The following is a 22,640-nucleotide window of genomic DNA, read 5'->3' as shown; positions in this document are numbered from 1 at the left end:
TATCGGCCGCGACGGCGGCCGCGGCCCGATTGGGCCGAAGCCTGCGTGGCGTCTGAACGCAGCGGTCAGGATTTTCCTGACCGCGTATCACAGGTCCCGCGGGGTGCGAAGGGAGGTGGCGGACGGCGGTTTCGTGCTACGCTCGCCGCCGCCCCGCCCTCCCCGAGCGCCCGAGCATGACCGTCGACGTTCCGATCCCCGCCTCCTACCTCGTCCCCTTCGACCCCGGCAGCGTTTGGCTGGTGGGCGCCGGCCCCGGTGATCCCGGACTGTTGACGCTGAACGCCCTGCACGGCCTGCGCGAGGCCGACGTGATCGTCCACGACGCCCTGGTCGACGACCGCATCCTCGCCATCGCCCGGCCGGATGCGCGGCTGGAGCACGCGGGCAAGCGCGGCGGCCGCCCCTCGGCGGCCCAGGAGGACATCAGCCGCCGCCTCGTCGAGCTGGCGCGCGAAGGCGTGCGGGTGCTGCGCCTGAAGGGGGGCGATCCCTGCGTCTTCGGCCGCGGCGGTGAGGAGGCGGAGGCGCTGGCCGCCGCCGGCATTCCGTTCCGCATCGTCCCCGGCATCACCGCCGGCATCGGCGGCCTGGCCTACGCCGGCATCCCGGCGACCCACCGCTGCGCCAACCAGGCGGTGATCCTCGCCACCGGCTATTCGCGGGACAAGGCCACGGACTGGCGGGCCATCGCCGCCACCGGCGCGCCGCTGGTCCTCTACATGGCCTGGCGCACCCTGCCGGACATTGCGGCGGAGCTGATCGCCGGCGGCCGGGCCCCCTCCACCCCCGTCGCCATCGTCGCCGACGCCACGACCCCGCGCCAGCGGGTGCTGGAGACGACCCTGGCCACCGCCGCCGACGATCTGGCGGCCAGCGGCCTGGAGCCCCCCACCATCGTCGTCGTGGGCGACGTGGTGCCGCTGCGGGCGTCGCTGGCCTGGTTCGCCCCGGATGAGGCCGGCCATGGCTGAGGTGTCGCCGCCGGCAGCCCGCAGCGCCCCCGGTCTGGTGGTCGCGGCCCCGGCCGGCGGCAGCGGAACCTCCACGGTGACGCTCGGCCTGCTGGCGGCCCTGCGCGCCCGCGGCGTCGCCGTGGCCGCCGTCAAGGCCGGTCTCGACCCCGTGGCCCCGGCCTGGCACGCCGCGGTGACCGGGCGCCCGTCCTTCCACCTCGACAGTTGGGCCATGGGGCCGGACCTGCTGGACCGCATCATCCGGCGCGCCGGCGAGGGGGCGGAGCTGGTGCTGTGCGAGGGCCGGATGGGGCTGTTCGACGGGGCCGCGGAGCGCGGCGCCGCCGGCACCGGCGCCACCGCCGACATCGCCGCCCACACCGGCTGGCCGGTGCTGCTGGTGCTGAACGGCCGCGGCCTCGCCCAGTCCGCGGCGGCGCTGGTGCGGGGCTTCGCCGCCCACCGGCCGGACGTGCGCATCGCCGGCGTGGTCCTCAACACGGCGTCCGTGGCGCGGGACCGGCGGCTGGCCGCCGACGCGGTGGCCGCCCTCGGCATCCCCGTGCTGGGCGCCCTGCCGGACGACCCCGACATCGCCCTGCCGGCGCCGGGGGCCGGCGATCCGTCGGGGGTGGCACCCCCCGATCCGACGGCCCCGGCCGTGGCCCGGCGCCTCGACACCCTGGGCCGGCTGATCGCCGCCAACCTCGACCTGGACCGGCTGTGCGCGCTGGCCACCCCGGCTGTGTGCCGTGCCGGCGGTCCGGGTCCCGCCCTGCCGCCCCTGGCCCAGCGCATCGCGGTGGCCCATGACGACGCCTTCGGCCTGCTCTACCCCCATGTCCTGGAGGGCTGGCGCGCCGCCGGGGCGGAGTTGATGGTGTTCTCGCCGCTCGCCGACGAGGCGCCGCCGCGCTACGCCGACGCGGTCTATCTGCCGGGCGGCGCGCCGGAGCGCCACGCCGGCGCCCTCGCCGCCGCCCGCCGCTTCCGCGACGGCCTGCGGTCCGTGGCGGCCCGCGGCCCGGTCTATGGCGAGGGCGGCGGATACGCCATCCTGGGCGAGGCGCTGGACACCGATAACGGGACCTTCCCCATGGCCGGCCTGCTCGGCCTGCGCACCTCCGCCCGCGGCACCCGCCGCGACGACGGCGGATACCGCCGGGCGCGGCTGCTGGCCGACCATCCGCTGGGCGCCGCCGGGACCGTGGTGGCGGCCTGCGAAGGGGCGCACGTCACCGTCACCGATGCCGGTCTCGACGATCCGCTGTTCGCCGCGGCGGAGGCGGACGGCGCCGTCCCGGTCCGCTGCGGCGGGCGCCGCGGCACCGTGTCCGGCTCGTTCCTGCACGTTCTGGCCTGACCTTTCGGACAGGGGAGGCCGACCATCGGCGAGGGCACCCTTGCCCTTTGACCGGCGTGCCCTGCCGGTGCCGGTTACCATATGCTGCTATCGTTTCCCTCCGCCGCCCGGTTCACCCGACGTGTCCACCCTTCCTTCCACCGGCCATTTCGATCCGCTGCTCGTCGCGCTGTCCGTGGCGGTGGCGGTGTTCGGGGCCTACACGGCCCTCGATCTCGCCCAACACGCCCGCGCGGCGCGCGACCAGGGTGCCGGGCGCCGGTTCAGCGGCTGGCTGGCCGCCGCCGCCTGCACGCTCGGCGCCGGCATCTGGTCCATGCATTTCATCGGCATGCTGGCCTTCCGCATGCCGATGGCGGTCCACTACGACGTCGGCCTGACCACCCTGTCGCTGCTGCTGGCGGTCGCCGTATCGGGCGCCGGGCTGTTCGCGGTCGCCCGCAACGTGCCGCGGCGGTTCACCATTCCGGTGGCCGGCACGCTGACCGGGCTGGGCATCGTCACCATGCACTATGTGGGCATGGCGGGGATGCAGGTGCCGGCCCGCCTGACCTATGACAGCGGGCTGGTCGGCCTGTCGGTCGCGGTTGCCATCGCGGCGTCCACCGCCGCCATGTGGCTCGCCTTCCGCACGGCGCACGCGCGGCAAAGGCTGCTGGGGGCGCTGGTCCTGGGCCTGGCGGTGGTGGCGATGCACTACGTCGGCATGAGTGCCGCCACCTTCCACGCCATGGAAACGCCGCCGGTCCCGGTGCGCGTCGATGCGGCGGTCGGGCCGCCGCTGCTGGCGGTCGGCGTCTCCCTGGCCACCGTGGCGCTTCTGGGCATGGCGCTGGCCTCCTCGGTGGTCGACCGCCAGCGGGCGGCGGACCGCACGGCCGAGCATGAGGCGCGCTACCGCGCCGTCGTCGACAGCGCCGTCGACCCCATCGTGCTGATCGACGGCGCCGGCACCATCCTGTCGTTCAACCCCGCGGCGGAGCGCACCTTCGGCTACGCCGGGGCGGAGGTGATGGGCAGCAACGTCTGCGTCCTGATGCCGGAGCCCGACCGGAGCGCCCACGACGGGTACATCGCCCGCTACCGCGCCACCGGCGAGCGGCGGATCATCGGTATCGGCCGCGAGGTGACCGGGCGGCGCCGGGATGGCTCCACCTTCCCGCTGGAGCTGTCGGTGGCGGAATGGCGGGCCGGCGGCACCGTCTACTACACCGGCATCATGCGCGACATCTCCGAACGCAAGGCGGCCGAGACGGCCCTGCGCGCCGCCACCGCCGAGGCCGAGCGGGCGCGGGAGGAGGCCGTGAAGGCCCGCGACGCGGCGGAGCGCGCCGACGTCGCCAAGTCGAAGTTCCTGGCCGCCGCCAGCCACGATCTGCGCCAGCCGGTGCAGTCCCTGTTCTTCTTCGCCCACGCCCTGTCGGACCGGCTGGACGGCCACCCCGCCGCCGACATGCTGGCCAGCATGAGCGGGTCGCTGGACGCCCTGAAGGGCCTGCTGGACAGCATCCTCGACGTGTCACGCCTGGACGCCGGGGTGGTGCAGCCCAACGTGACGGAGTTCGCCCTGGGGCCGCTGCTGGCCCGCATCGCCGCGGAATACGCGCCGCGCGCCGCGGAGGCCGGCCTGCGCCTGCGCCATGTGCCGACGCGGGCGTGGACCCGCAGCGATCCCGTGCTGCTGGAGCGCGCCCTGCGCAATCTGCTGGAGAACGCCCTGCGCTACACCGTCACGGGCGGCATCGTCCTGGGCTGCCGCCGCCGCGACGGGACGCTGCGCATCGTGGTGGCCGACAGCGGCATCGGCATCCCCGCCGGCAAGCTGCCGGAGATCTTCGAGGAGTTCACCCAGCTCGGCAACCCCGAGCGCGACCGGCGCAAGGGGCTCGGCCTCGGCCTGGCCATCGTGCGCCGCCTCGCCAGCCTGCTGGGGCATGAGGTGACGGTGCGCTCGCAGCCCGGCCGCGGCAGCACCTTCGCGCTGGAGGTGCCGGCGGCAGCGGCCCGCGCCCTGCCCCGCGCCGTCAACGCCCTGCCTCCGCAGCCGGACGGCAAGGGGCTGATCCTGGTGATCGACGACGACACGGTCATCCTGGTCAGCATGCGCGCCATGCTTGAACAGTGGGGCTACGAGGTGGCGGCGGCGGTTTCCGCCGACGAGGCGATCGAGCTGCTGCTCGGGCTCGGCCGCGCGCCGCGGGCGATTCTCGCCGACTACCGCCTGCGCGAGGGCCGCACCGGCGTGGAGGCGATCCGCGACGTCTTCGGCGTGTGCGGCGTGCGGGTGCCGGCGGTGGTCATCACCGGCGACACCGCACCCGAACGCATCGCGGAGGTGGAGCGCAGCGGCTTCCGCCTCCTGCACAAGCCCGTCACCCCCGCCCGCCTGCGCGAGGTCCTGGCCTCGGCGGCGTGACCGCCGCCGGGCCGGAGCCGTGCGGCGTCAGGCCGACTCCGCACGGTCGAAGGGCAGGACGCGCACCCGCCGGCCGGTGGCGGCAGCCAGGGCGTTGGCGACCGCCGGGCCGATGGGCGGCACGCCCGGCTCGCCGATGCCGGTGGGCGGCTCGGCCGAGGGAACGATGTGCACCTCCACCGCCGGCATCTCGTCCATGCGCAGCACCCGGTAGGTGTCGAAGTTCCCCTGGTCCACCACTCCGTCGGTCAGGGTGATCTGCGAGTGCAGCACCGCCCCCAACCCGAACCCGACACCGCCTTCCACCTGGGCGCGGATCTGGTCCGGATTGACGGCGATGCCGCAATCCACCGCACAGACCACCCGCTCCACCCGGAAGCCGCCGCGCTCGTCCATGGCGATCTCCGCCACCTGGGCCACGTAGGTGTGGAACGACTCGTGCACCGCCACGCCGCGGAAGCGGCCGGCCGGCAGCGGATCGCCCCAGCCCGCCTTCTCCGCCGCCAGGTCCAGCACCGCGCGGTGGCGGGGATGGTCGCGCAGCAGGGCACGGCGGTACTCGACCGGATCACGGCCCGCCGCCGCCGCCAGCTCGTCGATCATGGTCTCCATGACGTAGGCGGTGTGGGTGTGGCCGACCGAGCGCCACCACAACACCGGCACGCCGGTCTTCGTCGTGGTCAGTTCCACCAGCAGGTTGGGCAGGGTGTAGGGCGTGTTCGAGACCCCTTCCACCGAGGTGACGTCCACCCCGTCCCGCACCATGCCCTCGAAGGGCGTGCCGGCCAGGATCGACTGCCCGACGATGCGGTGCTTCCAGGCCACCGGGTTGCCCGCCGCGTCCAGCGCCGCCCTGACCGTGTGCAGGTACATGGGGCGGTAGCGGCCGCCGGTCATGTCGTCCTCGCGGGTCCACAGCACCTTGACCGGCGCCTGCCAGTCGATGGCCCGGGCGCACTCCACCGCTTCGACCACCACGTCGCCGTCGGCGACGGCGCGCCGGCCGAAACCGCCACCGGTCATCATCACGTGCAGGCGCACCTTGTCGGGGGTCACGCCCGCCGCCCGCGCCGCCAGCGCCTGGTAGAGGTCGGGGATCTGGTGACCGCCCCACACCTCCACCACGTCACCGTCCCGGCGCGCCACGGCGTCCAGCGGCTCCAGGGCGGCGTGGGCCAGGAAGGGGAACTCGTAGGACGCCTCGATGGTCCGTGCCGCACCGGCAAAGGCGCTGTCGGGGTCGCCGCGCCGTTCCGCGACCGCGGTCGGGGGCTGTGCCGCGAGGCGCCGGTATTCGGCCATCAGGGCGTCGCTGCCGCGGGTCTCCGCCGCGGAGCGGTCCCACTCCACCGTGAGGGCCTCACGCCCCTTGAGCGCGGCGGCGGTATCGCGGGCGATCACCGCGACGCCGCGGGAGATCGGCACGACCGCCACCACGCCCTTGACCGCCCGGGCCGCCGCGTCGTCGACGGAGGCGACCGTCGCCCCGAACAGCGGCGGACGGGCGATCACCGCGGTCAGCATGCCCGGCAGGGACAGGTCGATGGTGAAGATCTGCCGCCCCGTCGCCTTGGCGCGGCTGTCGACGCGGCGGAACGCCTCGGTGCCGATCAGCGTCCAGGCGCCGGGGGGCTTGAGCGGCACGTCCTCCGGCACGGGAAGGGCGGCCGCCGCCGCGGCCAGATCGCCGAAACCGGCGCGGCGGCCGCTCGGGTGCGTCACCGCCCCGCTCGCCACCGTCACCTCGGCCGCCGGCACCTTCCACTCCGCCGCCGCCGCGGCGACCAGCATGGCCCGCGCGGTGGCGCCGGCACGGCGGTAGCGCTCGAACGACGAGGTCATGGCGGTGGACCCGCCGGTGCCCTGGGCGGCCCCGCCCCACGCCACGTTTCCGTAGAGCGCGGGGTTGCCGGCCGCCCCTTCCACCCGCACGGCGACGGGATCGGCGTCCAGCTCCTCCGCCACCAGGGTGGCGATGCCGGAATAGATGCCCTGTCCCATGTCGAGATGGGCGGACAGGACGGTGACGGTCCCGTCGGGGGCGACGGTGAGATAGGCGTTGAAGGGCGACACGGCCGCCGGCGCCGCGGATGCGGCGGGTCCGGCCGCCGCGGCGCCGGGGATGTGGAAGGCCAGCGTCAGGCCGGCGCCGGCGGCGCCGGACACCACGAGGAAGCGGCGCCGCGACAGGGGCTGCGCGGCGGCTCTGCGGAACGGCAGCATGGCTCAGGCCTCCAACAGGCGGGCGGCTTCGTGAATGCCGGCGCGGATGCGTTGGTAGGTGGCGCAGCGACAGATGTTGCCGCTCATCGCCGCGTCGATGTCCGTATCGGAGGGCCGCGGATTCTCCGCCAGCAGGGCGGCGGCGGCCATCACCTGTCCGGACTGGCAGTAGCCGCATTGCGGCACGTCCAGCGCGACCCAGGCCTGCACGACGGCGTCGGCCACCTTGCCCTCGATTCCCTCGATGGTGGTGATGCGCACGCCCTCGGCGGCGGCGAGCGGGGTGCTGCAGGCGCGGACGGGGGTGCCGTCCATGTGCACGGTGCAGGCACCGCACTGCGCCATGCCGCAGCCGAACTTGGTTCCGGTCAGGCCGAGCCGGTCGCGCAACACCCACAGCAGAGGGGTGTCCGGATCCGCATCGACCTCGTGGTCGCGACCGTTTACGGTCAGTCTCATGTGCTCTCTCCCCAATGGGCGCCGGTCAGCGCAGGCTCGGGGCGGGCCGCATCCTCAGGGTATCGGGATGGTGTTTTTCTTGTGGAGCACCCGCCGGGCGTCGAGCGGGGGATCGGCCGAGCCCGGTCCCCCTTCGCCACGCCGATGCTGCACGGCCGGCGGCGGCGGCACAATCCGGCAATTCGTGAACAGCCTGTTCAGCTCAGCCAACCAATCGGCGGGTTCGGCAGCGGTCCTACAGGGTGCCGGAATAGCCGCCGCCGTCGAGGACGATGTTCTGTCCGGTCATGAAGCCGGTGTGGGCCGAGCACAGGAAGGCGCAGACGCTGCCGAACTCTGCGGGGTCGCCGAAGCGGTGGGCCGGGTTGGCGGCGCGACGCTCGTCCAACAACGCCTCCACGCCAATGCCCTGCGCCACCGCCATGCCTTCCATGGTGACGCGCAGCCGGTCGGTTTCGAACGGGCCGGGCAGCAGGTTGTTGATGGTGACGTTGTGGCGCACGGTCTGGCGCGACAGGCCGGCGACGAAGCCGGTCAGGCCGGCGCGCGCACCGTTGGACAGGCCCAGATTGGGGATCGGCGCCTTCACCGCGGCTGACGTGATGTTGACGATCCGCCCCCAGCTCCGCGCGATCATGCCGTCCACCGTCGCCTTGATCAGGAAGATGGGTGCCAGCATGTTGGCGTCGACGGCGCGGATCCAGGCGTCGCGGTCCCAGTCACGGAAATCGCCCGGCGGCGGGCCGCCGGCGTTGTTGACCAGGATGTCCGGCTCCGGGCAGGCGGCCAGGGCGGCGGCGCGGCCCTCCTCGGTCGCGATGTCGCCCACGGCGGTGGTGACCGTAGCGCCGGTGACGGCGCGGATTTCGTCGGCAGCGGCTTCCAGCGCCTCGCGGCCGCGGGCGGTGATGGTCAGCTCCACCCCCTCGCGCGCCAGGGCCATGGCGCAGGCCTTGCCCAGCCCCTTGCTGGCGGCGCAGACGATGGCGCGCCGCCCGGCGATCCCCAGGTCCATTTCACCCTCCCTCGGTCGTGTCCTTGTCCAGGTCGTGCAGCACCGCCCGCACCAGCGGCACGGTGATTCGCCGGTGCGCCGCCAGCGACGCCCGGTCCACCGCCGCCACCACCCGGCGCGCGGCGTCCAGCGAGCGTTCCATGCGCGCCAGCAGATAGGACACCACGTCGAGCCCCGGCATGAGCTGCCGGTCGGCGAACAGCTTGACCAGCACCGCCGCCAGCAGGGCGTCGTCGGGCGGCGCCACCGCCACCGCCGGCGCTCCCTTGACGCGCGAGCGCAGGTCGGGCAGGCGCACCCGCCAGCGCGCCGGCGGCTTGCGCGCCAGCAGCAGCAGGTGCCCGCCGGCGTCGCGGGCCATGTTGTAGAGATGGAACAGCGCCTCCTCGCGCGCCTTGCGGCCGGCCACCTGCTCGGCGTCGTCGACGGCCACGGCGCGGGCGGCGTCGATCAGCGCCGGCAAGTCGGCGCCGGGCAGGTCGACCGCGCGCACCAGGGGGGCGCCGGTGCGCGCCCGCCAGACCTGCGCCAGATGGGTCTTGCCGCACCCCGCCGGCCCCCAGACGGTGAGCGCCGGGGCCGGCCAGAACGGCCAGCGGTCGAGCCACGCCACGGCGTCGGCGTTGCCGGGCGCGACCAGGAAATCCTCGCCGCCCATGGCCGGCCGGAACCCCAGGTCGAGGGGCAGTTGCGCCACGTCGATCACCGCCCCTCCACCGCCGGCCCGCCGGGCCCGCCCGGCCCGCCCGATCCCCGGTAATAGGGGCTGGACAGGTACTGGCGCAACGCAAAGCGCGTCAGCACACCGATGACCGCCGCCACCGGCACGGCAATCAGCACGCCCAGGAAGCCGAACAGGCTGGCGCCGGCCAGCAGGGCGAACATCACCCAGACGGGGTGCAGCCCCACCCGGTCGCCCACCAGCTTGGGCGTCAGGACGTTGCCCTCCACCGCCTGGCCGAACAGGAAGATCCCCACCACCAGCCCGACCCGCCACCATTCGTCGAACTGGATCAGCGCCAGCCCGGTGGAGGCGGCGAAACCGAACAGCGTGCCGACGTAGGGAATGAAGGACAAAAGGCCGGACAGCAGGCCGATCACCAGCCCGAAGTTCAGCCCGGCCATGGACAGGGCCACGGCGTAGAACACGCCCAGCGCCAGGCACACCGTCGCCTGCCCCCGCAGGAACCCGGCCAGGGTGGCGTCCACCTCCCGCGCCTGCTCGCGGATCGTCGGGGCGTGCATGCGCGGCAGCCAGGCGTCCACCGACCCCACCAGCCGGTCCCAGTCGCGCAGCAGGTAGAAGGCGACGATCGGTGTGATGAACAGCACCGACAGCACGTCGAACAGGGCCATGCCGCCGGTCAGGATGGTGCGCAGGACCCGGCCGATCCACACCACCGCCTCGCCGGCGTGCTGGCCGGCGGCGGTGCGCAGGCGTTCCACGTCCTCCGGCGACATCTCCTCCAGGGCCCGCGCGACCAGAGGCTCCACCCGCTCGCGCACGATGGCGGCGTAGTGGGGCAGCGTCTCGATCAGCAGCAGCACCTGCGCCTGCACCAGGGGCAGCAGCAGCACCACCACCGCCGCCAGCACCAGCACGAAGAACAGCAGCACCAGCGTGGTGCCCAGCCAGCGGGGCAGCCGTACCGCCTCCAGCCGGTCGACCAGGGGGTCGAGGAAATAGGCGATGGCCAGCCCGGTGACGAAGGGCAGCAGCATGCCCGACAGCACCCACAGCGCCACCGCGAACAGGGCGAAGCCGATCAGCCAGAAGCGGACCTGCTTCGCCGGGCTCACGGAAGCCCCCCCAGCCGGTCGAACAGGAAGCGGCCGCGCAGGACGTACGCCAGCCCGGACAGCACGGTGGTGCCGGCGCACACCCAGACCAGCACCCGGACGGCGTCGACGCCCCAGAAGACCGGGTCCGGAAGGCCCAGCCCCGGGGGCGCCAGCACCGCCGCGGCCAGCGCGATCTGCACCGCCGTGTTGATCTTGCTGATGCCCAGCGGCTGCATCGCCAGCGACTCCTTCAGCGTGTAGAGAAGAAGCACGCCGCCCACGATCATGGCGTCGCGGAACACCACCATGATGACCAGCCACAGCGGCAGCTCGCCCACATGGCTCAGCGCCACGTAGACGCTGACCAGCAGCACCTTGTCGGCCAGCGGGTCGAGATAGGCGCCCAGCATGGTGCGGGCCCTGAACATCCGGGCGATGGCGCCGTCCACGGCGTCGGAGATGCCGGCGACCACGAACACCCAGAACGCCCAGCCCAGTTCGCCGGACAGGATGAAGTAGACGGCCAGCGGAACGGCGAGCAGCCGCCCGAAGGTGATGATGTTGGGAATGCTCACCGGATCCCGCTCCCTCCCTGCGGTCGACCGGGGCGCGTCAGCGCACGGCCGGCGCGCCGGGAGCCGGCAGCGGCGTGCCGACGAAGCCGGACCCGGCGGGGCCGGCACCGGCGGGACCGAAAGCCCCCGCCGCCGCGGACGCGCCGGACCCGCCCTGGCGGATGACCCACGACGGGCCGGCCGACAGCGGGCGCGCCGGCAGGGTGCCGAGCTGTCCCGGCACCGCGGGTGCGGGCGGCACGGCCGTACCCGGCGCCTCCGACAGGGTCAGGTTGCGGCGGGACAGCGCCTCGCGCAGGCGCCCCACGTCGCCGCGGTAGTGCAGCATGACCACCGCCTCGCCCCGGCTGAGCGACAGGATGTCCAGGCGGGTGACGGCGTTGATGCCGTCCAGCCGGCGCCGCGTCTCCAGCCAGTCCGCGAGGGAGGCGACGGGCACGGCGGCGTACAGGCTCTGCTCCGGCCCCGCGGCCACCGTGTTCTCGCGCCGCCAGGCTTCGTCGAGGGCGGCGGCGGTGAAGACGACGGCGCGGTTCAGCAGATCCTCCGGCCGGTCCGACGCGTCGGGCCGCACCGGGACGCTCTGCTGCACCCGGTCCCCGTCGGCGCCGTAGCGGGTGACCTCCACGGTCATGCCGCGGGCCACGTCGGGGCCGCCGGCCGGCAGTTCGGTGCGCGCGACCACGGCGCCCGAAGCGTTGTAACGCTGGACGATCCGCGACAGAGCGTCGGCGTTGCCCTCCAGCGCGTCGCCGACGCCGATGGCGGCGATGTCGTCCAGCTCGCCGTCGGGCACCAGCAGCGGCACCAGCGACGCGCCGGGCTCGCGCGCCTCCCATGCCTCGCGCCAGGCGGTCCGGTCCTCCCACAGCACGGGGCGCCCGTCCACGATGGTCACCGGCAGCACCACCAGCGGGCGGGTCGGCGGCTCGACGTAGCTGGCCGTGCTGCCGGCCAGCAGGTCGCGCACCGGCTGCGGCCGGAAGCGCACGGTGTAGGTGCCGACGTAGCGGGTGGCCGACACCCTCTCGTCGGCGATCTCGAAGCCCTGGACCAGACGGAAGAGGTCGGTGTCCGACACCGACGGCGCGCTCCCGGCGCCGGGGACGAGGCGGCGGTACAGCTCGTCCCAGCCCTTGCGCTGCGCCTCCAGGATAGCGCGGTCGCGGGCGGCGTTGGCGTTGGCGGCGGACACGTCGACGGCGATGCCCGAGACCGTGAAGGCCGCATCCCCCGCCGCCGCACCGGTCTGCGCCCGGGCGGCGACCGGGCCCAGCAGCCCGGCGAGGATCAGGATGACGGCGGCGAGGCCCGGCCAAAGGGACCGGCGGCGGCGGTGGAGCATTGCAATGCCTTCCGATTCGAGTATGTTCGGCCCGTTCCGTTGGCCCGGTATATAGCCCAGCCCAAGCGAGGATACCATCAGCACCCAGCCCAATAACACGTCCGACGCCTACAAAGAGGCAGGCGTGGACATCGACGCGGGCAACGCGCTCGTCGACGCGATCAAGCCGCTCGCCCGATCCACCGCGCGTCCGGGATCCGATGCGGGACTCGGCGGATTCGGCGCGCTGTTCGACCTGAAGGCGGCCGGCTACACCGACCCGCTGCTGGTCGCCACCACCGACGGCGTCGGCACCAAGCTGAAGGTGGCCATCGCCGCGGGCAAGCACGACACGGTCGGCATCGACCTGGTGGCCATGTGCGTCAACGACCTGGTGGTCCAGGGCGCCGAGCCGCTGCTGTTCCTCGACTATTTCGCCACCGGCAAGCTGGAGGTGGAGGCCGGGCGCGCCATCGTCTCCGGCATCGCCGAGGGCTGCCGGCAGGCGGGCTGCGCCCTGGTCGGCGGCGAGACGGCGGAGATGCCGGGCATGTACGCCGGCGGCGATTACGACCTCGCCGGGTTCTCGGTGGGCGCCGTGGAGCGCGCCCAGGCGCTGACCGGCGCCGGCGTGGCCGAGGGCGACACGGTGCTGGGCCTGGCCTCGTCGGGCGTGCATTCCAACGGCTATTCCCTGGTCCGCCGGCTGGTGGACACCGCCGGCCTGTCCTACGCCGCCCCCGCCCCCTGGGCGCCGGGGCAGAGCGTGGGCGAGGCGCTGCTGACGCCGACGCGCATCTATGTGAAGAGCGCCCTGGCGGCGGTGCGCGCCGGCACGGTGCGCGCGCTGGCCCACATCACCGGCGGCGGCCTGACCGAGAACATCCCGCGCGTGCTGCCCGACGGGCTGGGCGTCACCCTGGACGCCGCGACCTGGACAGTGCCGCCGGTGTTCGGCTGGCTGGCCTCCACCGGCGGGCTGTCGGCGGCGGAGATGGCGCGCACCTTCAACTGCGGCATCGGCATGGTCGCCGTCTGCCCGGCCGACCGGGCGGCGGAGGCGGCGGCCATCCTGCGCGGGCACGGCGAGACGGTGTTCGAGATCGGCCGGGTGGTGACGGTGCCCGCCGGGGGGCCGCGCGTGACGGTGACGGGGACCGGAGCCACATGGCCCGCCTGAAGCTGGGCGTCCTGATCTCCGGCCGTGGCAGCAACCTTCAGGCCCTGATCGACGCCGCGGCCGACCCCGCCTACCCCGCCACGATCGCCCTGGTGCTGTCCAACAAGGCCGACGCCGCCGGGCTTCAGCGGGCGGCGTCGGCCGGCATCCCCACCGCGGTCGTCGACCACCGCGCCCACCCCGGCGACAAGCGCGCCTTCGAGGAGGCGATGGACGCCGAGCTGCGGCGGGCCGGCGTGGAGCTGGTGTGCCTGGCCGGCTTCATGCGCCTGCTGTCGGACTGGTTCGTGGAGCGCTGGCGCGACCGGCTGATCAACATCCACCCGTCGCTGCTGCCCTCCTTCAAGGGTCTGGATACCCACGCCCGCGCCCTGGCGGCCGGCGTGCGGCTGCACGGCTGCACGGTCCACGTCGTCCGCCCCGCCATGGATGAGGGGCCGATCGTCGTGCAGGCCGCCGTGCCGGTGCTGCCCGGTGACGACGAGCACACCCTGGCCGAGCGGGTGCTGGCGGCCGAACACCGGATCTATCCGCTGGCCGTGCGCCTGTTCGCCGACGGCCGCGCCCGCGTGGAGGGCGAACGCGTGGTCATCGACGGCGCCGCCGCCGATGCCGGTTCCGCACTGGTCAACCCGGCGCGCTGATAAAGGCCCAGCGCGTTGATAAGGCTTGCCGAAGCCGTCCGCGATCTCCACTATCCTCCGCAAAAATCGCGTACCGAAAGAGGAGGGGTGAGATGTCGGTCATGAACGATCACGGAACGGGCAACCATTTCCCGAGCGACCCGCGCGTCAGCGACGAGTTCGTGCGCGAGCGGGCGGCGGAGTGGACCGCCTTCACGCGCTTCACCACCTACGGCGTCGTCGCCGTCGTGGTGCTTCTGCTCCTGATGGCACTGTTCCTCCTGTGACGGCCGCCCCTCTCCCGGTGACCGCCGGGGGAGGGGGGTTCGCTTATCCCGCCGCCTTCAGGCTGCCGGCGTTGAAGCCGGGACCGCTGGACAGGGTGTAAAGCCCGCGCTGGCCGTCCACCGGCTTGAAGCGGTCGGTGATGCCCAGCACCGTTTCCGCACCGCCCAGGTACAGCACGCCGTCGGGCGCCATGATGCGGGCGATCGCCTCCAGCACCCGACCCTTGGTCGGCTGGTCGAAGTAGATCAGCACGTTGCGGCAAAACACGATGTCGAACTGCCCCAGTCCGCCCAGGTCCTGCAGCAGGTTCCATTCCCGGAAACTGACCATCTGGCGCAGGTTCGGGTTGATCTGCCACTTGTCGCCCATCTGTTTGAAATGCTTGACCAGCATCTGGATGGGCAGGCCGCGCTGCACCTCGAACTGGGTGTAGATGCCGGACTTGGCGCGCTCCACCATTTCGGCGGATATGTCGGTGCCGACGATGTCGATGCGCCAGCCCGCGGTGCGGGTCGCCTCGTCCTGCAGCAGCATGGCCAGCGAATACGCCTCCTGCCCGCTGGAACAGGCGGCCGACCAGATGCGGATCTGCCGCTTGGCGGCGCGCGCCGACAGGAACGCCGGCAGGACGACCTGACGGAACTGGTCGAAGGGCTTGGTGTCGCGGAAGAACGACGACTCGTTCGTCGTCATCGCCTCCGTGATGTCGCGCAGCAGGGCCTCGTCCTTGCGCGTGCGCACGGTCGTGGCCAACTCGTCCAGGCCCTTCATGTTCCACTTGCGCGCGACCGGCATCAGCCGCGACTCGAGCAGGTACGCCTTATCCTTGGTCAGCACCAGGCCGGAGCGCTGCTTCAGCAAGGTGGCGAACATGTCGAAGTCTTCGACTCTCATGCTGCCGTCCTCAACGCAAACTTGCGGATGTAAGGCCCGATTTCCTTCAGAGGCAGAACCGCGGTGCACAGGCCGGCCTGCGCCACGGCTCCCGGCATTCCCCAGACGACGCTGGACGCCTCGTCCTGGGCGATCAGAGTGCCGCCCTGATTGACCACCTCGGTGCAGCCCTTCAGCCCATCCTGCCCCATGCCGGTGAGGATGCAGGCCAACACCTTGCGCGCACCGTAGGCGCGCACGATGGAGCGCATCATCGGATCGACGGCCGGCCGGCAGAAGTTCTCCGGCGGGTCCTTGCTGAGTTGCAGGACGTTGCTGCCGCCGCGGTTGGCGACCAGCATGTGGAAGTCGCCGGGCGCGATGTAGCAGCGGTTGGCAACGATTGCCTCGCCGTCCTTCGCCTCGGCGGCGTCCAGGCCGCACTGGCGCGAGATGTGTTCGGCCAGGATGGTGGTGAAGGTGGCGGGCATGTGCTGGGTGATCAGGATGGGCTGGGTCACCCCGCCCTTCAGGTGCGACAGCACCTCGAACAGGGCCTGCGGGCCGCCGGTCGAACTGCCGATGGCGATGATGTCCGGTCGGGCCGGCGCCGCGACCGCGGGGCGGACGGTGACCGTCGCCGGCTCGCGCGGCCGCAGGGCCCCGGTCAGGGTACCGGGGGCGCCCGGGGCGCGCAGCGGCGTCAGCGGGCGGTTGTCGCCACGGGTGCGCGACCCGGCGCGGCGCGCGGCACCGCCCAGCGCCTTCACCTTGGACACGAGTTCGCGCTTGAAGTCGTCGGCGTTGCCGACCTCGCGGGTCGAGGTCGGCTTGGGGATGTAGTCCGCCGCCCCCGCCTGCAGGCACTTCATGGAGATGTCGGCCCCGCGCAGGGTCAGCGTCGAGGCCATGATGATCTTCACCTGCGGCGCCACCGCCAGCAGCTTCGGGATGGCCGTCAGCCCGTCCATGACCGGCATTTCGATGTCGAGCACGACCACGTCGATGGTGTTTCGCTGAAGCGAGCTGATCGCCATCTGCCCGTCGCCGACCGACGCGACCACGCGGATGTCGGGATCACCTTCCAGCGCCCGGGTCAGCAACCCGCGAATCACCGCGGAATCGTCGACCACCATCACCCGGAACGGATCGGGGCTGGCGGGTCGGGCGGTGCCGGCGGCGGCGCTTTTGAAGCTGTCGGACATCCCTTGTTCGGACCTTTTGCGATGGTGCGGCGTGCGAACGCCGGGTTGCCGTGACGGCCCGCCCGCACGCCGTCGGACCGCAGGCGGGCGGCGAAGCCGGATGCGGCCTACAGCAGGCCGACCTGTTCGAACTTCGTCTGGATGATGTCGCTGTCGAAGGGCTTCATGATGTACTCGTTCGCCCCGGCCGACAACGCCTCCTGGATGTGGGCGAGATCGTTCTCCGTCGTGCAGAAGACGACCTTGGGTTGATCCCCCCCCGCCATCTTGCGCAGTCGGCGCAGGAACTCGATCCCGGTCATGACCGGCATGTTCCAGTCCAGCAGGATGGCGTCCGGCATCTGGCGGGCGCAGGCCTCCATGGCCTGCTTCCCGTCCTCCGCCTCGGTGCAGACGAACTGCAGCTCCTCCAGGATCTTGCGGGCGACCTTGCGGACCACGCGGCTGTCGTCGACCACCAGACAGGATTTCATCACTTGCGCCCCGGCTATCGTTGGCATTGCGGCGGCCGCTGCGCCGTCAGGCCGCTTCCATGGTGGTGAAGTTCAGCAGCCGCGGAACGTCGAGCACGACCATCAATTGCCCGTTCAGACGGTAGATGCCTGTCGACACCTCGCGCCAGCGCGGATCAAGGGTCGCCGGGTTGCGCTCGAAATCGTCGTTGGAGAGGCTGAGCACCTCGCCCACCGAATCGACCATCAGGCTGTACAACTCGCCCCGCAGGTCGACGACGATGCTCATCCCGGGCTTGTTCCTGAGACGGCCCGGCAGGTTGAGGCGCAGCCGCACGTCGATCGCGGTGACGATGCGCCCGCGCAGGTTCAGCGACCCCGCCACCTCCGGCGGGGCCAGTGGGATGCGGGTGATCTTCTGGTGGCCGAGGACGTCCTGGACCTGCAACACCGGGATGCCGAACAACTGATCGGCGATCGTCATGGTGACGTAGTCCTGGTTGCCCCCGGAGACCACCTCCTCGCCCCGGGTCTTCTTGGCGGGGACCTTGGCGTTCGGGCTCATGCGGCACCTTTCTGTTCAGAGAGGGTCTGCTGGAGGGTGTACAGCAGGGCGTCGCGGTCGAACTTGGCGACGTAATCGGTGAAGCCGGCCTGGCGCCCGCGGTCGAGGTCGCGCGGCGTGGCATGGCTGGACAGGGCCACCAGCGGAACGTCCTGCCAGCGGCTGCCGCGGCGGATCGCCTGGGCGAAGTCGAAGCCGCTCATGCCCGGCATCTCGATGTCGGAGACGATGACGTCAAAGGTCTCGCCCGCCTCGCACAGCGCCAGTGCGTCCGTGGCGTTCTCCACCGCCGTCACGTCGTAGCCGGCGACCGACAGCAGCGGCGTCAGCAGGTTGCGGAAGAACGGGCTGTCGTCCACCAGCAGCACCCGCTGGGTCTTCTCCTCCTCGAACGCGTCGCTGGAGGAGCCGAACCAGTCCTTGTACGCCTGGGTCAGGAAGAAGCCGGCGTCGATCACCTCCGTCGCCTTGCCCGCGATGATGGCGGACCCCATCAGGCCCGGACGCTCGGCGGTGAGCTGGACGACCAGCTTCTCCTCCACGATGTCGACGATCTCGTCGACGATCAGGCCCATGGACCGGTCGCCATCGGCGAACACCAGCACCGGCTGGCGCCCTTCGTTGCCGAGAATGAAGGCGGGATCGATGGGAACCAGCGGCATCAGCTTGCCGCGGTACTGGACCACCGGCAGGCCGTTGGACATCTCCACCGCCGTGAGGTCCACGTCCTCCAGGCGGGCGACCAGCGACAGCGGCACCGCCTTGGGCGCCCCGGCACCGGCACGGAACAGCAGCAGCGCCATCTTGTCCTCGTTGCGGGACGCCTGGACGGCCATGGCCTCCTTGGTCACCGCCTCGCTGCCCATGGCCATCTCGCCGGTGGCGGACGCGATGCCGTTGGGGTCGAGGATCATGATGACCGACCCGTCGCCCAGGATCGTGTTGCCCGAGAACATCTCGATGTGGCGCAGGATGGGCGCCACCGGCTTCACCACGATTTCCTCGGTGTCGAACACCCGGTCGACCATGATGCCGAAGGTGTAGGTGCCGACCTGGGTGACGACGATGAACGTCTCGTCGTCGGTCTTGGTCTTGCCTTCCTCATCCTCCAGCCGCAGCAGCTCCTGCAGGCTGACCAGCGGCAGCAGGCGGTTGCGCAGGCGCAGCACCGGCGTGCCCTTCAGCCGCTCGATCGTGTGTTCGCTGTCGGCGGCGGCCCGCACCAGCTCCACCACGCTGATCTGCGGGATGGCGAAGCGCTCACCCGCGCACTCCACGATCAGGGCGGAGACGATGGCCAGCGTCAGCGGGATCTTGATGACGAAGGTCGAGCCGCGGCCCTGCTGCGACTTGATCTCGACGGTGCCGCCGATCTTCTCGATGTTGGTCTTGACGACGTCCATGCCGACGCCGCGCCCCGACACGCTCGTCACCTTGGTGGCGGTCGAGAAGCCCGGCTTCATGATGAACTGGATGATCTGCTGATCCGACATCGCGGCCAGTTCGGCCTCGGTGGTGATGCCGTTCTGCAGGGCCTTGGCCTTGATCTTGTCGATGGCCAGGCCTTTGCCGTCGTCCTGGATCTCGATGATGATGTGGCCGCCCTCGTGATAGGCGTTCAGCGTGACGCGGCCGGTCTCGCTCTTGCCCGCCTTCAGGCGTTCCGCCGGGGTCTCCAGCCCATGGTCGGCGGAGTTGCGGACCATGTGGGTCAGCGGGTCCTTGATCAGCTCCAGCACCTGGCGGTCCAGCTCGGTGTCGGCACCGAGCATCTGGAGGTCGATCTTCTTGCCCAGTTCATGGGCGAGGTCGCGGACCAGGCGCGGCAGCTTGGCCCAGGCGTTGCCGATGGGCTGCATGCGCGTCTTCATGACGCCTTCCTGCAGCTCCGACGTCACGTGGTTCAGGCGCTGCAGGGGGGCGGCGAACTCGCTCTCCTTCTGGGAGCGCAGGATCTGCAGAAGCTGGTTGCGGGTCAGCACCAGCTCCGAGACCATCGTCATGAGGTTTTCGAGCAGGTCGACGTTGACGCGGATGGTCTGCGCCGCGACCGCCGATTCCTTGGGCTGGTCGCGCACGTCGTCGCCGCCGCCGTTGGCCTGGGCGGCCGCGGGGACGGGCATCCGCGACGGGGCGGCGGCGGGCGCCGTCTCCGGCTCCGGCACCACCAGGTCCTGGGCGGGATCGTCGGCGGGGGCGGACTCCGCGGCGACGGGGGTCAGCGCCGTGCCCGACGGCCCGGGGGCGGCGTTCCAGGCGGCCTCCAGCTCCTCCAGCGACACCCGGTCGGCGTCGGCGGCGGCGACCGCGGGGGCGACGGGTTCCGGCGGCGGCGGGGGCGGCGGCGGGGCAGCCGAGGCGGCGGCCAGCTTGCCCTCGGCGCAGGCGTTCAGGCGCTCGATCAGCGGCAGGTCGTCACCGGGCGGTTCGGCCTCCGTCGCCTCCAGCACCGCCAGCAGCCCCTTGATGGCGTCCAGGGCCTGGAGAATCAGCGACACCGCCTCGGGGTTGATGGTCAGTTCGCCGTCGCGGAACTTGCCCAGCACGTTTTCCGACGCGTGCGCCACCTTCTCCAGCCGCGGCAGGCCGAGAAAGCCGCAGGTGCCCTTGATCGTGTGGACCAGACGGAAGATGTTCGACAGCAACTCGGGATTGTTGGGATTCTGCTCCAGCCGCACCAGCTCGACGTCGAGCACCGAGAGGTTTTCGTTCGTTTCCGTCAGGAATTCACTGAGCAGATCATCCATGATGCAATTCCCCGGGCCTTATGGTTTACGCTCCGCCCGGCCGCGGCAAGCCGGTGGCGGACGGCGTCGGACGGCCGTTGATCCGACCCTTCCAGCACTGGCGGAGCGTGTCAAACACTGATTAAGAGAGGGTTACCCGGTGTTCACGCACCGGCCATCCATCGCGGCCATTGCGACAGGGAAATGACTATGACCGATGAAGAACTGGCCCGCGCGGTGCGCGAGGCCGTCGCCAACCTCAATGGGACGCTCGCCCTGGCCGCCCGCCAGAGCCTGGCGGTGCACCTGCGCACCACCTCCCACCAGACCGCCCACGGGGTGGAGCAGATCGTGGTGGAGGCGAAGATCCTGAAGCAGCTTTGATCAGGTCCGCTCCCGCAGGGCGGCGCCCGGCTCGGGCGCCCGTTCCAGGTGGCGTTCGGCCAGGCGGGCGTAGAGCGCGGGGCGGCGCTCGGCCAGATAGTCCATGGCACCGGGGCCGGGGCGCCGCCCCGCCGGGTCAAGGTCGGCCACCACCAGCCCGCATGCGGCCGCACCGGTGTTGACCAGCGGCCGCCCGTCGGGGCCGAGGACGCGGCTGTCGGCGCCGGCCGCACAGGCGACGAACACCCGGTTCTCGCAGGCGCGCGCCGCCACCAGCAGGCGGGAGGGCGCGCCGGCCGCCGATACGGGCAGCGCCGGCAGGGCGATCACATCGCAGCCGCGCAGGGCCAGGTCGCGGGCCGGTTCGGGGAAATCGGCGTCGCAGCCGATCAGCACGCCCACGGTCATGCCGCCGATGCGCGCCACCCCCGGCATGCCCTGTCCGGCCGCGAAGCGCCCCTTCTCGTGGGGACCCGGATGGGCCTTGCGGTAGGTGCCGAGCGGCACCCCGTCGGGGCCGATGACGGCGGCGGCGTTGTAGACGGCGTTCCCCGCCCGCTCGGCGAAGCCGAACAGCAGGGCCACGCCGGCGTTGCGCGCGGCGGTGCAGGCGGCGGCCAGCGACGGCCCGTCGAACGGCTCGCAGCGGCCGTGGCCCCCGTCGGCGCCGCACAGGAACAGTTCCCCCAGCACCAGCAGATCAACCTGCGCGGCGGCGGCGGCGGCGGCGCAGCGGTCGAGCAGAGCCAGGTTGTTGGCGGCGCCGTCCGGCGTTCCCGCCGCCGGGGCGATGGCGATCCGCATCCTCGTCGGTTCCCCCTTCGGGCGTGTCTCATGGGGGCCGGTCCGAAGCCGCCCCTTCATGGAACCAACACGGATGCGGCGAATTTATTGCTTCGCCGGCCGATTGTCACACCGACGGCCCATGTGTGCTTCTCATCCCGCCGCTACGGCGGCGGGAGGGCGGCCCACCAGCCGTTCGTAGACGGCGGGGTCGCTCGCCCCCTCGGTGCCAAAGACCAGGACGCGGGCGTCCGGCCACAGCCCCAGAGCCGCCCGCGTGTCGGCGTCACACAGGGCGCAGAGCAGGCCGGCCAGCCCGGCCGCCCCGGACTCGCCCGCCACCACCGGCCGGTCGCCGTCCGTCCCGTCGGCCAGGCGGCGCATGGTGGTGATGGCCGCCCCGTCGGGGATGGCCAGGAAATCGTCGGCCGCCCGCTCCAGGATCGCCCAGGCCAGCGGCGAGACGGCGCCGCAGGCCAGTTCCGTCATGACGGTGGCGGGAGCGCCCGGCGCCGGCACCGGCCGCCCCGCCTCGGCGCTGCGCAGCAGGCAGTCGGCGCCGTCGGGCTCCACCACCACCAGCCGCGGCCGGCCGCGCCCCCAGCTTTCCCACAGATGGCCGGCGACGGCGGCGGGCAGCGCCCCCATGCCGCCCTGGATGAACACGTGGGTCGGACGTTCGCTGGCGGGAAGCTGGGACATCGCCTCCTCCACCATCAGGGTGTAGCCCTGCATGACATCGCGGGGAATGTCCATGTTGCCGGCGTAGGACGTGTCGGAAACGACCATCCACCCCTGCGCCTCCGCGTCCGCGGCGGCCCGGCGGACCGCGTCGTCGTAGGTGCCGTCCACGGACACAAGGCGCGCGCCGTGCGCCTCGATGGCGCGCCGTCGTCCCTCGGTCGCGGCGGCCGGCGCGTAGACGACGCAGCCGCAGCCGAACGCCCGCGCTCCCCAGGCGACCGACAGGGCGTGGCCGCCGTCGCCGGCGGCGACCGCGGTGATGGCGCGGGTGAGACGGCCGTAGCGCCCGACCACCAGGTCGAGCGCGGTGACCGGCACCCCCGGCGCCCGCGCCGACACCTCGCGCATCAGCAGGCGCAGCACGGCGTAGGCGCCGCCCAGCGCCTTGACGCTACCGATGTCGAAGCGCGCGCTTTCATCCTTGTACCACAGCCGGTCGATGCCGGCGGCGCGGGCCATGCCCTTGAGCGAGCGCAGCGGGGTCGGCGCGTATCCCGGCCAGGCGGCGATCTCCGCCCGCATCTCCTCGAAGGCGGCGCGGCTGAGGATAGCGCGGTCCGCCGATCCGTATGCCCCCTCCCGATCGACGCGGGGGTTGTGCACCAGACGGGGCGAACAGGGGGGCAGCAGCTCGGCCATGGCGTCCTTCTCCACGCTCCGGATCCCAGCAAAGCCCATAGCGCGCCGCCGGGCACCGGGCAAGA

At 72.4% G+C, this 22,640-nt stretch carries 21 protein-coding genes; 7 read left to right on the top strand and 14 right to left on the bottom strand.

Annotated elements, in window-relative coordinates; all coding sequences use genetic code 11:
• Positions 1-176 precede the first annotated feature (176 nt).
• The 3 genes from cobA to G472_RS0104635 all read left to right on the top strand — a co-directional run bounded on the left by cobA (position 177) and on the right by G472_RS0104635 (position 4,735).
• Positions 177-974: a uroporphyrinogen-III C-methyltransferase gene (cobA, locus tag G472_RS0104645; RefSeq protein WP_029007438.1), complete on the top strand. Its 798-nt coding sequence runs from the start codon at positions 177-179 to the stop codon at positions 972-974.
• Positions 967-2,319 carry a cobyrinic acid a,c-diamide synthase CobB gene (locus G472_RS0104640; RefSeq protein WP_035691063.1) on the top strand — a complete coding sequence of 451 codons (1,353 nt, stop codon included), beginning with the start codon at positions 967-969 and terminating at the stop codon, positions 2,317-2,319. Before cobA ends, G472_RS0104640 begins: the two co-directional genes overlap by 8 nt.
• A gap of 121 nt (positions 2,320-2,440) precedes the next feature.
• Positions 2,441-4,735 (top strand): hybrid sensor histidine kinase/response regulator, encoded by a 2,295-nt coding sequence (locus G472_RS0104635; RefSeq protein WP_029007436.1) that lies wholly within the window; start codon positions 2,441-2,443, stop codon positions 4,733-4,735.
• Positions 4,736-4,762: 27 nt separating this feature from the next.
• Here the strand turns inward: G472_RS0104635 and G472_RS0104630 are convergent, their stop codons facing one another.
• From G472_RS0104630 to G472_RS31260, 7 genes are all read right to left on the bottom strand, one after another.
• Positions 4,763-6,958: a xanthine dehydrogenase family protein molybdopterin-binding subunit gene (locus tag G472_RS0104630; protein WP_035691060.1), complete on the bottom strand. Its 2,196-nt coding sequence runs from the start codon at positions 6,956-6,958 to the stop codon at positions 4,763-4,765.
• Positions 6,959-6,961: 3 nt separating this feature from the next.
• Entirely contained in the window at positions 6,962-7,417 is a 456-nt protein-coding gene (locus tag G472_RS0104625; RefSeq protein ID WP_029007434.1) for a (2Fe-2S)-binding protein, read from the bottom strand.
• A gap of 235 nt (positions 7,418-7,652) precedes the next feature.
• A complete protein-coding gene (locus G472_RS0104620) occupies positions 7,653-8,432 on the bottom strand; it encodes an SDR family oxidoreductase (protein ID WP_029007433.1) in 780 nt (259 codons plus the stop codon).
• 1 nt (position 8,433) lies between these two features.
• Positions 8,434-9,129 (bottom strand): HdaA/DnaA family protein, encoded by a 696-nt coding sequence (locus G472_RS0104615; protein WP_342667908.1) that lies wholly within the window; start codon positions 9,127-9,129, stop codon positions 8,434-8,436.
• A 5-nt stretch (positions 9,130-9,134) separates the two neighbouring features.
• Positions 9,135-10,232, bottom strand: a complete 1,098-nt coding sequence (locus G472_RS31265; protein WP_051340421.1) for an AI-2E family transporter — start codon at positions 10,230-10,232, stop codon at positions 9,135-9,137.
• A complete protein-coding gene (locus G472_RS0104605; RefSeq protein ID WP_029007431.1) occupies positions 10,229-10,789 on the bottom strand; it encodes a CDP-alcohol phosphatidyltransferase family protein in 561 nt (186 codons plus the stop codon). Before G472_RS0104605 ends, G472_RS31265 begins: the two co-directional genes overlap by 4 nt.
• Positions 10,790-10,826: 37 nt before the next feature.
• Complete coding sequence (locus tag G472_RS31260; protein ID WP_051340419.1) at positions 10,827-12,134, bottom strand: DUF2066 domain-containing protein; 1,308 nt, start codon at positions 12,132-12,134, stop codon at positions 10,827-10,829.
• 76 nt (positions 12,135-12,210) lie between these two features.
• On the opposite strand from G472_RS31260, the gene purM reads away from it, so the two are divergent.
• From purM to G472_RS37905, 3 genes are all read left to right on the top strand, one after another.
• Positions 12,211-13,293 (top strand): phosphoribosylformylglycinamidine cyclo-ligase, encoded by a 1,083-nt coding sequence (gene purM, locus G472_RS0104595; RefSeq protein ID WP_029007430.1) that lies wholly within the window; start codon positions 12,211-12,213, stop codon positions 13,291-13,293.
• Positions 13,281-13,937, top strand: coding sequence for a phosphoribosylglycinamide formyltransferase (purN, locus tag G472_RS0104590; RefSeq protein WP_029007429.1), 657 nt, complete (start codon positions 13,281-13,283; stop codon positions 13,935-13,937). Before purM ends, purN begins: the two co-directional genes overlap by 13 nt.
• Before the next feature lie 101 nt (positions 13,938-14,038).
• Entirely contained in the window at positions 14,039-14,203 is a 165-nt protein-coding gene (locus G472_RS37905; protein ID WP_156927019.1) for an aa3-type cytochrome c oxidase subunit IV, read from the top strand.
• 43 nt (positions 14,204-14,246) lie between these two features.
• Here the strand turns inward: G472_RS37905 and G472_RS0104580 are convergent, their stop codons facing one another.
• The 5 genes from G472_RS0104580 to G472_RS0104560 all read right to left on the bottom strand — a co-directional run bounded on the left by G472_RS0104580 (position 14,247) and on the right by G472_RS0104560 (position 20,046).
• Positions 14,247-15,098, bottom strand: a complete 852-nt coding sequence (locus G472_RS0104580) for a CheR family methyltransferase (RefSeq protein ID WP_029007428.1) — start codon at positions 15,096-15,098, stop codon at positions 14,247-14,249.
• Positions 15,095-16,282 (bottom strand): protein-glutamate methylesterase/protein-glutamine glutaminase, encoded by a 1,188-nt coding sequence (locus G472_RS0104575; RefSeq protein ID WP_029007427.1) that lies wholly within the window; start codon positions 16,280-16,282, stop codon positions 15,095-15,097. The genes G472_RS0104580 and G472_RS0104575 overlap by 4 nt, the downstream gene beginning before the upstream one ends.
• A gap of 107 nt (positions 16,283-16,389) precedes the next feature.
• Positions 16,390-16,755, bottom strand: coding sequence for a response regulator (locus G472_RS0104570; RefSeq protein WP_029007426.1), 366 nt, complete (start codon positions 16,753-16,755; stop codon positions 16,390-16,392).
• 46 nt (positions 16,756-16,801) lie between these two features.
• Positions 16,802-17,299: a chemotaxis protein CheW gene (locus G472_RS0104565; protein WP_029007425.1), complete on the bottom strand. Its 498-nt coding sequence runs from the start codon at positions 17,297-17,299 to the stop codon at positions 16,802-16,804.
• The gene (locus tag G472_RS0104560) at positions 17,296-20,046 is read right to left on the bottom strand and encodes a hybrid sensor histidine kinase/response regulator (protein WP_029007424.1); all 2,751 of its coding nucleotides are present in this window, start codon (positions 20,044-20,046) and stop codon (positions 17,296-17,298) included. The genes G472_RS0104565 and G472_RS0104560 overlap by 4 nt, the downstream gene beginning before the upstream one ends.
• 189 nt (positions 20,047-20,235) lie before the next feature.
• Here G472_RS0104560 and G472_RS39395 point away from each other — a divergent pair, with 189 nt between their 5' ends.
• Positions 20,236-20,409, top strand: a complete 174-nt coding sequence (locus G472_RS39395) for a hypothetical protein (protein ID WP_169732778.1) — start codon at positions 20,236-20,238, stop codon at positions 20,407-20,409.
• Here the strand turns inward: G472_RS39395 and G472_RS31255 are convergent, their stop codons facing one another.
• Positions 20,410-21,213: a nitrilase-related carbon-nitrogen hydrolase gene (locus tag G472_RS31255; RefSeq protein WP_051340417.1), complete on the bottom strand. Its 804-nt coding sequence runs from the start codon at positions 21,211-21,213 to the stop codon at positions 20,410-20,412. It abuts the gene before it with no gap.
• Between the two features lie 132 nt (positions 21,214-21,345).
• A complete protein-coding gene (locus G472_RS0104545) occupies positions 21,346-22,590 on the bottom strand; it encodes a diaminopropionate ammonia-lyase (protein WP_245593393.1) in 1,245 nt (414 codons plus the stop codon).
• Positions 22,591-22,640 lie beyond the last annotated feature (50 nt).

This window comes from Azospirillum halopraeferens DSM 3675 (assembly GCF_000429625.1).
GTDB lineage: Bacteria > Pseudomonadota > Alphaproteobacteria > Azospirillales > Azospirillaceae > Azospirillum > Azospirillum halopraeferens.
Note: the sequence above shows the minus strand (reverse complement) of the source record. Positions and strands in the feature narration are given on the sequence as shown.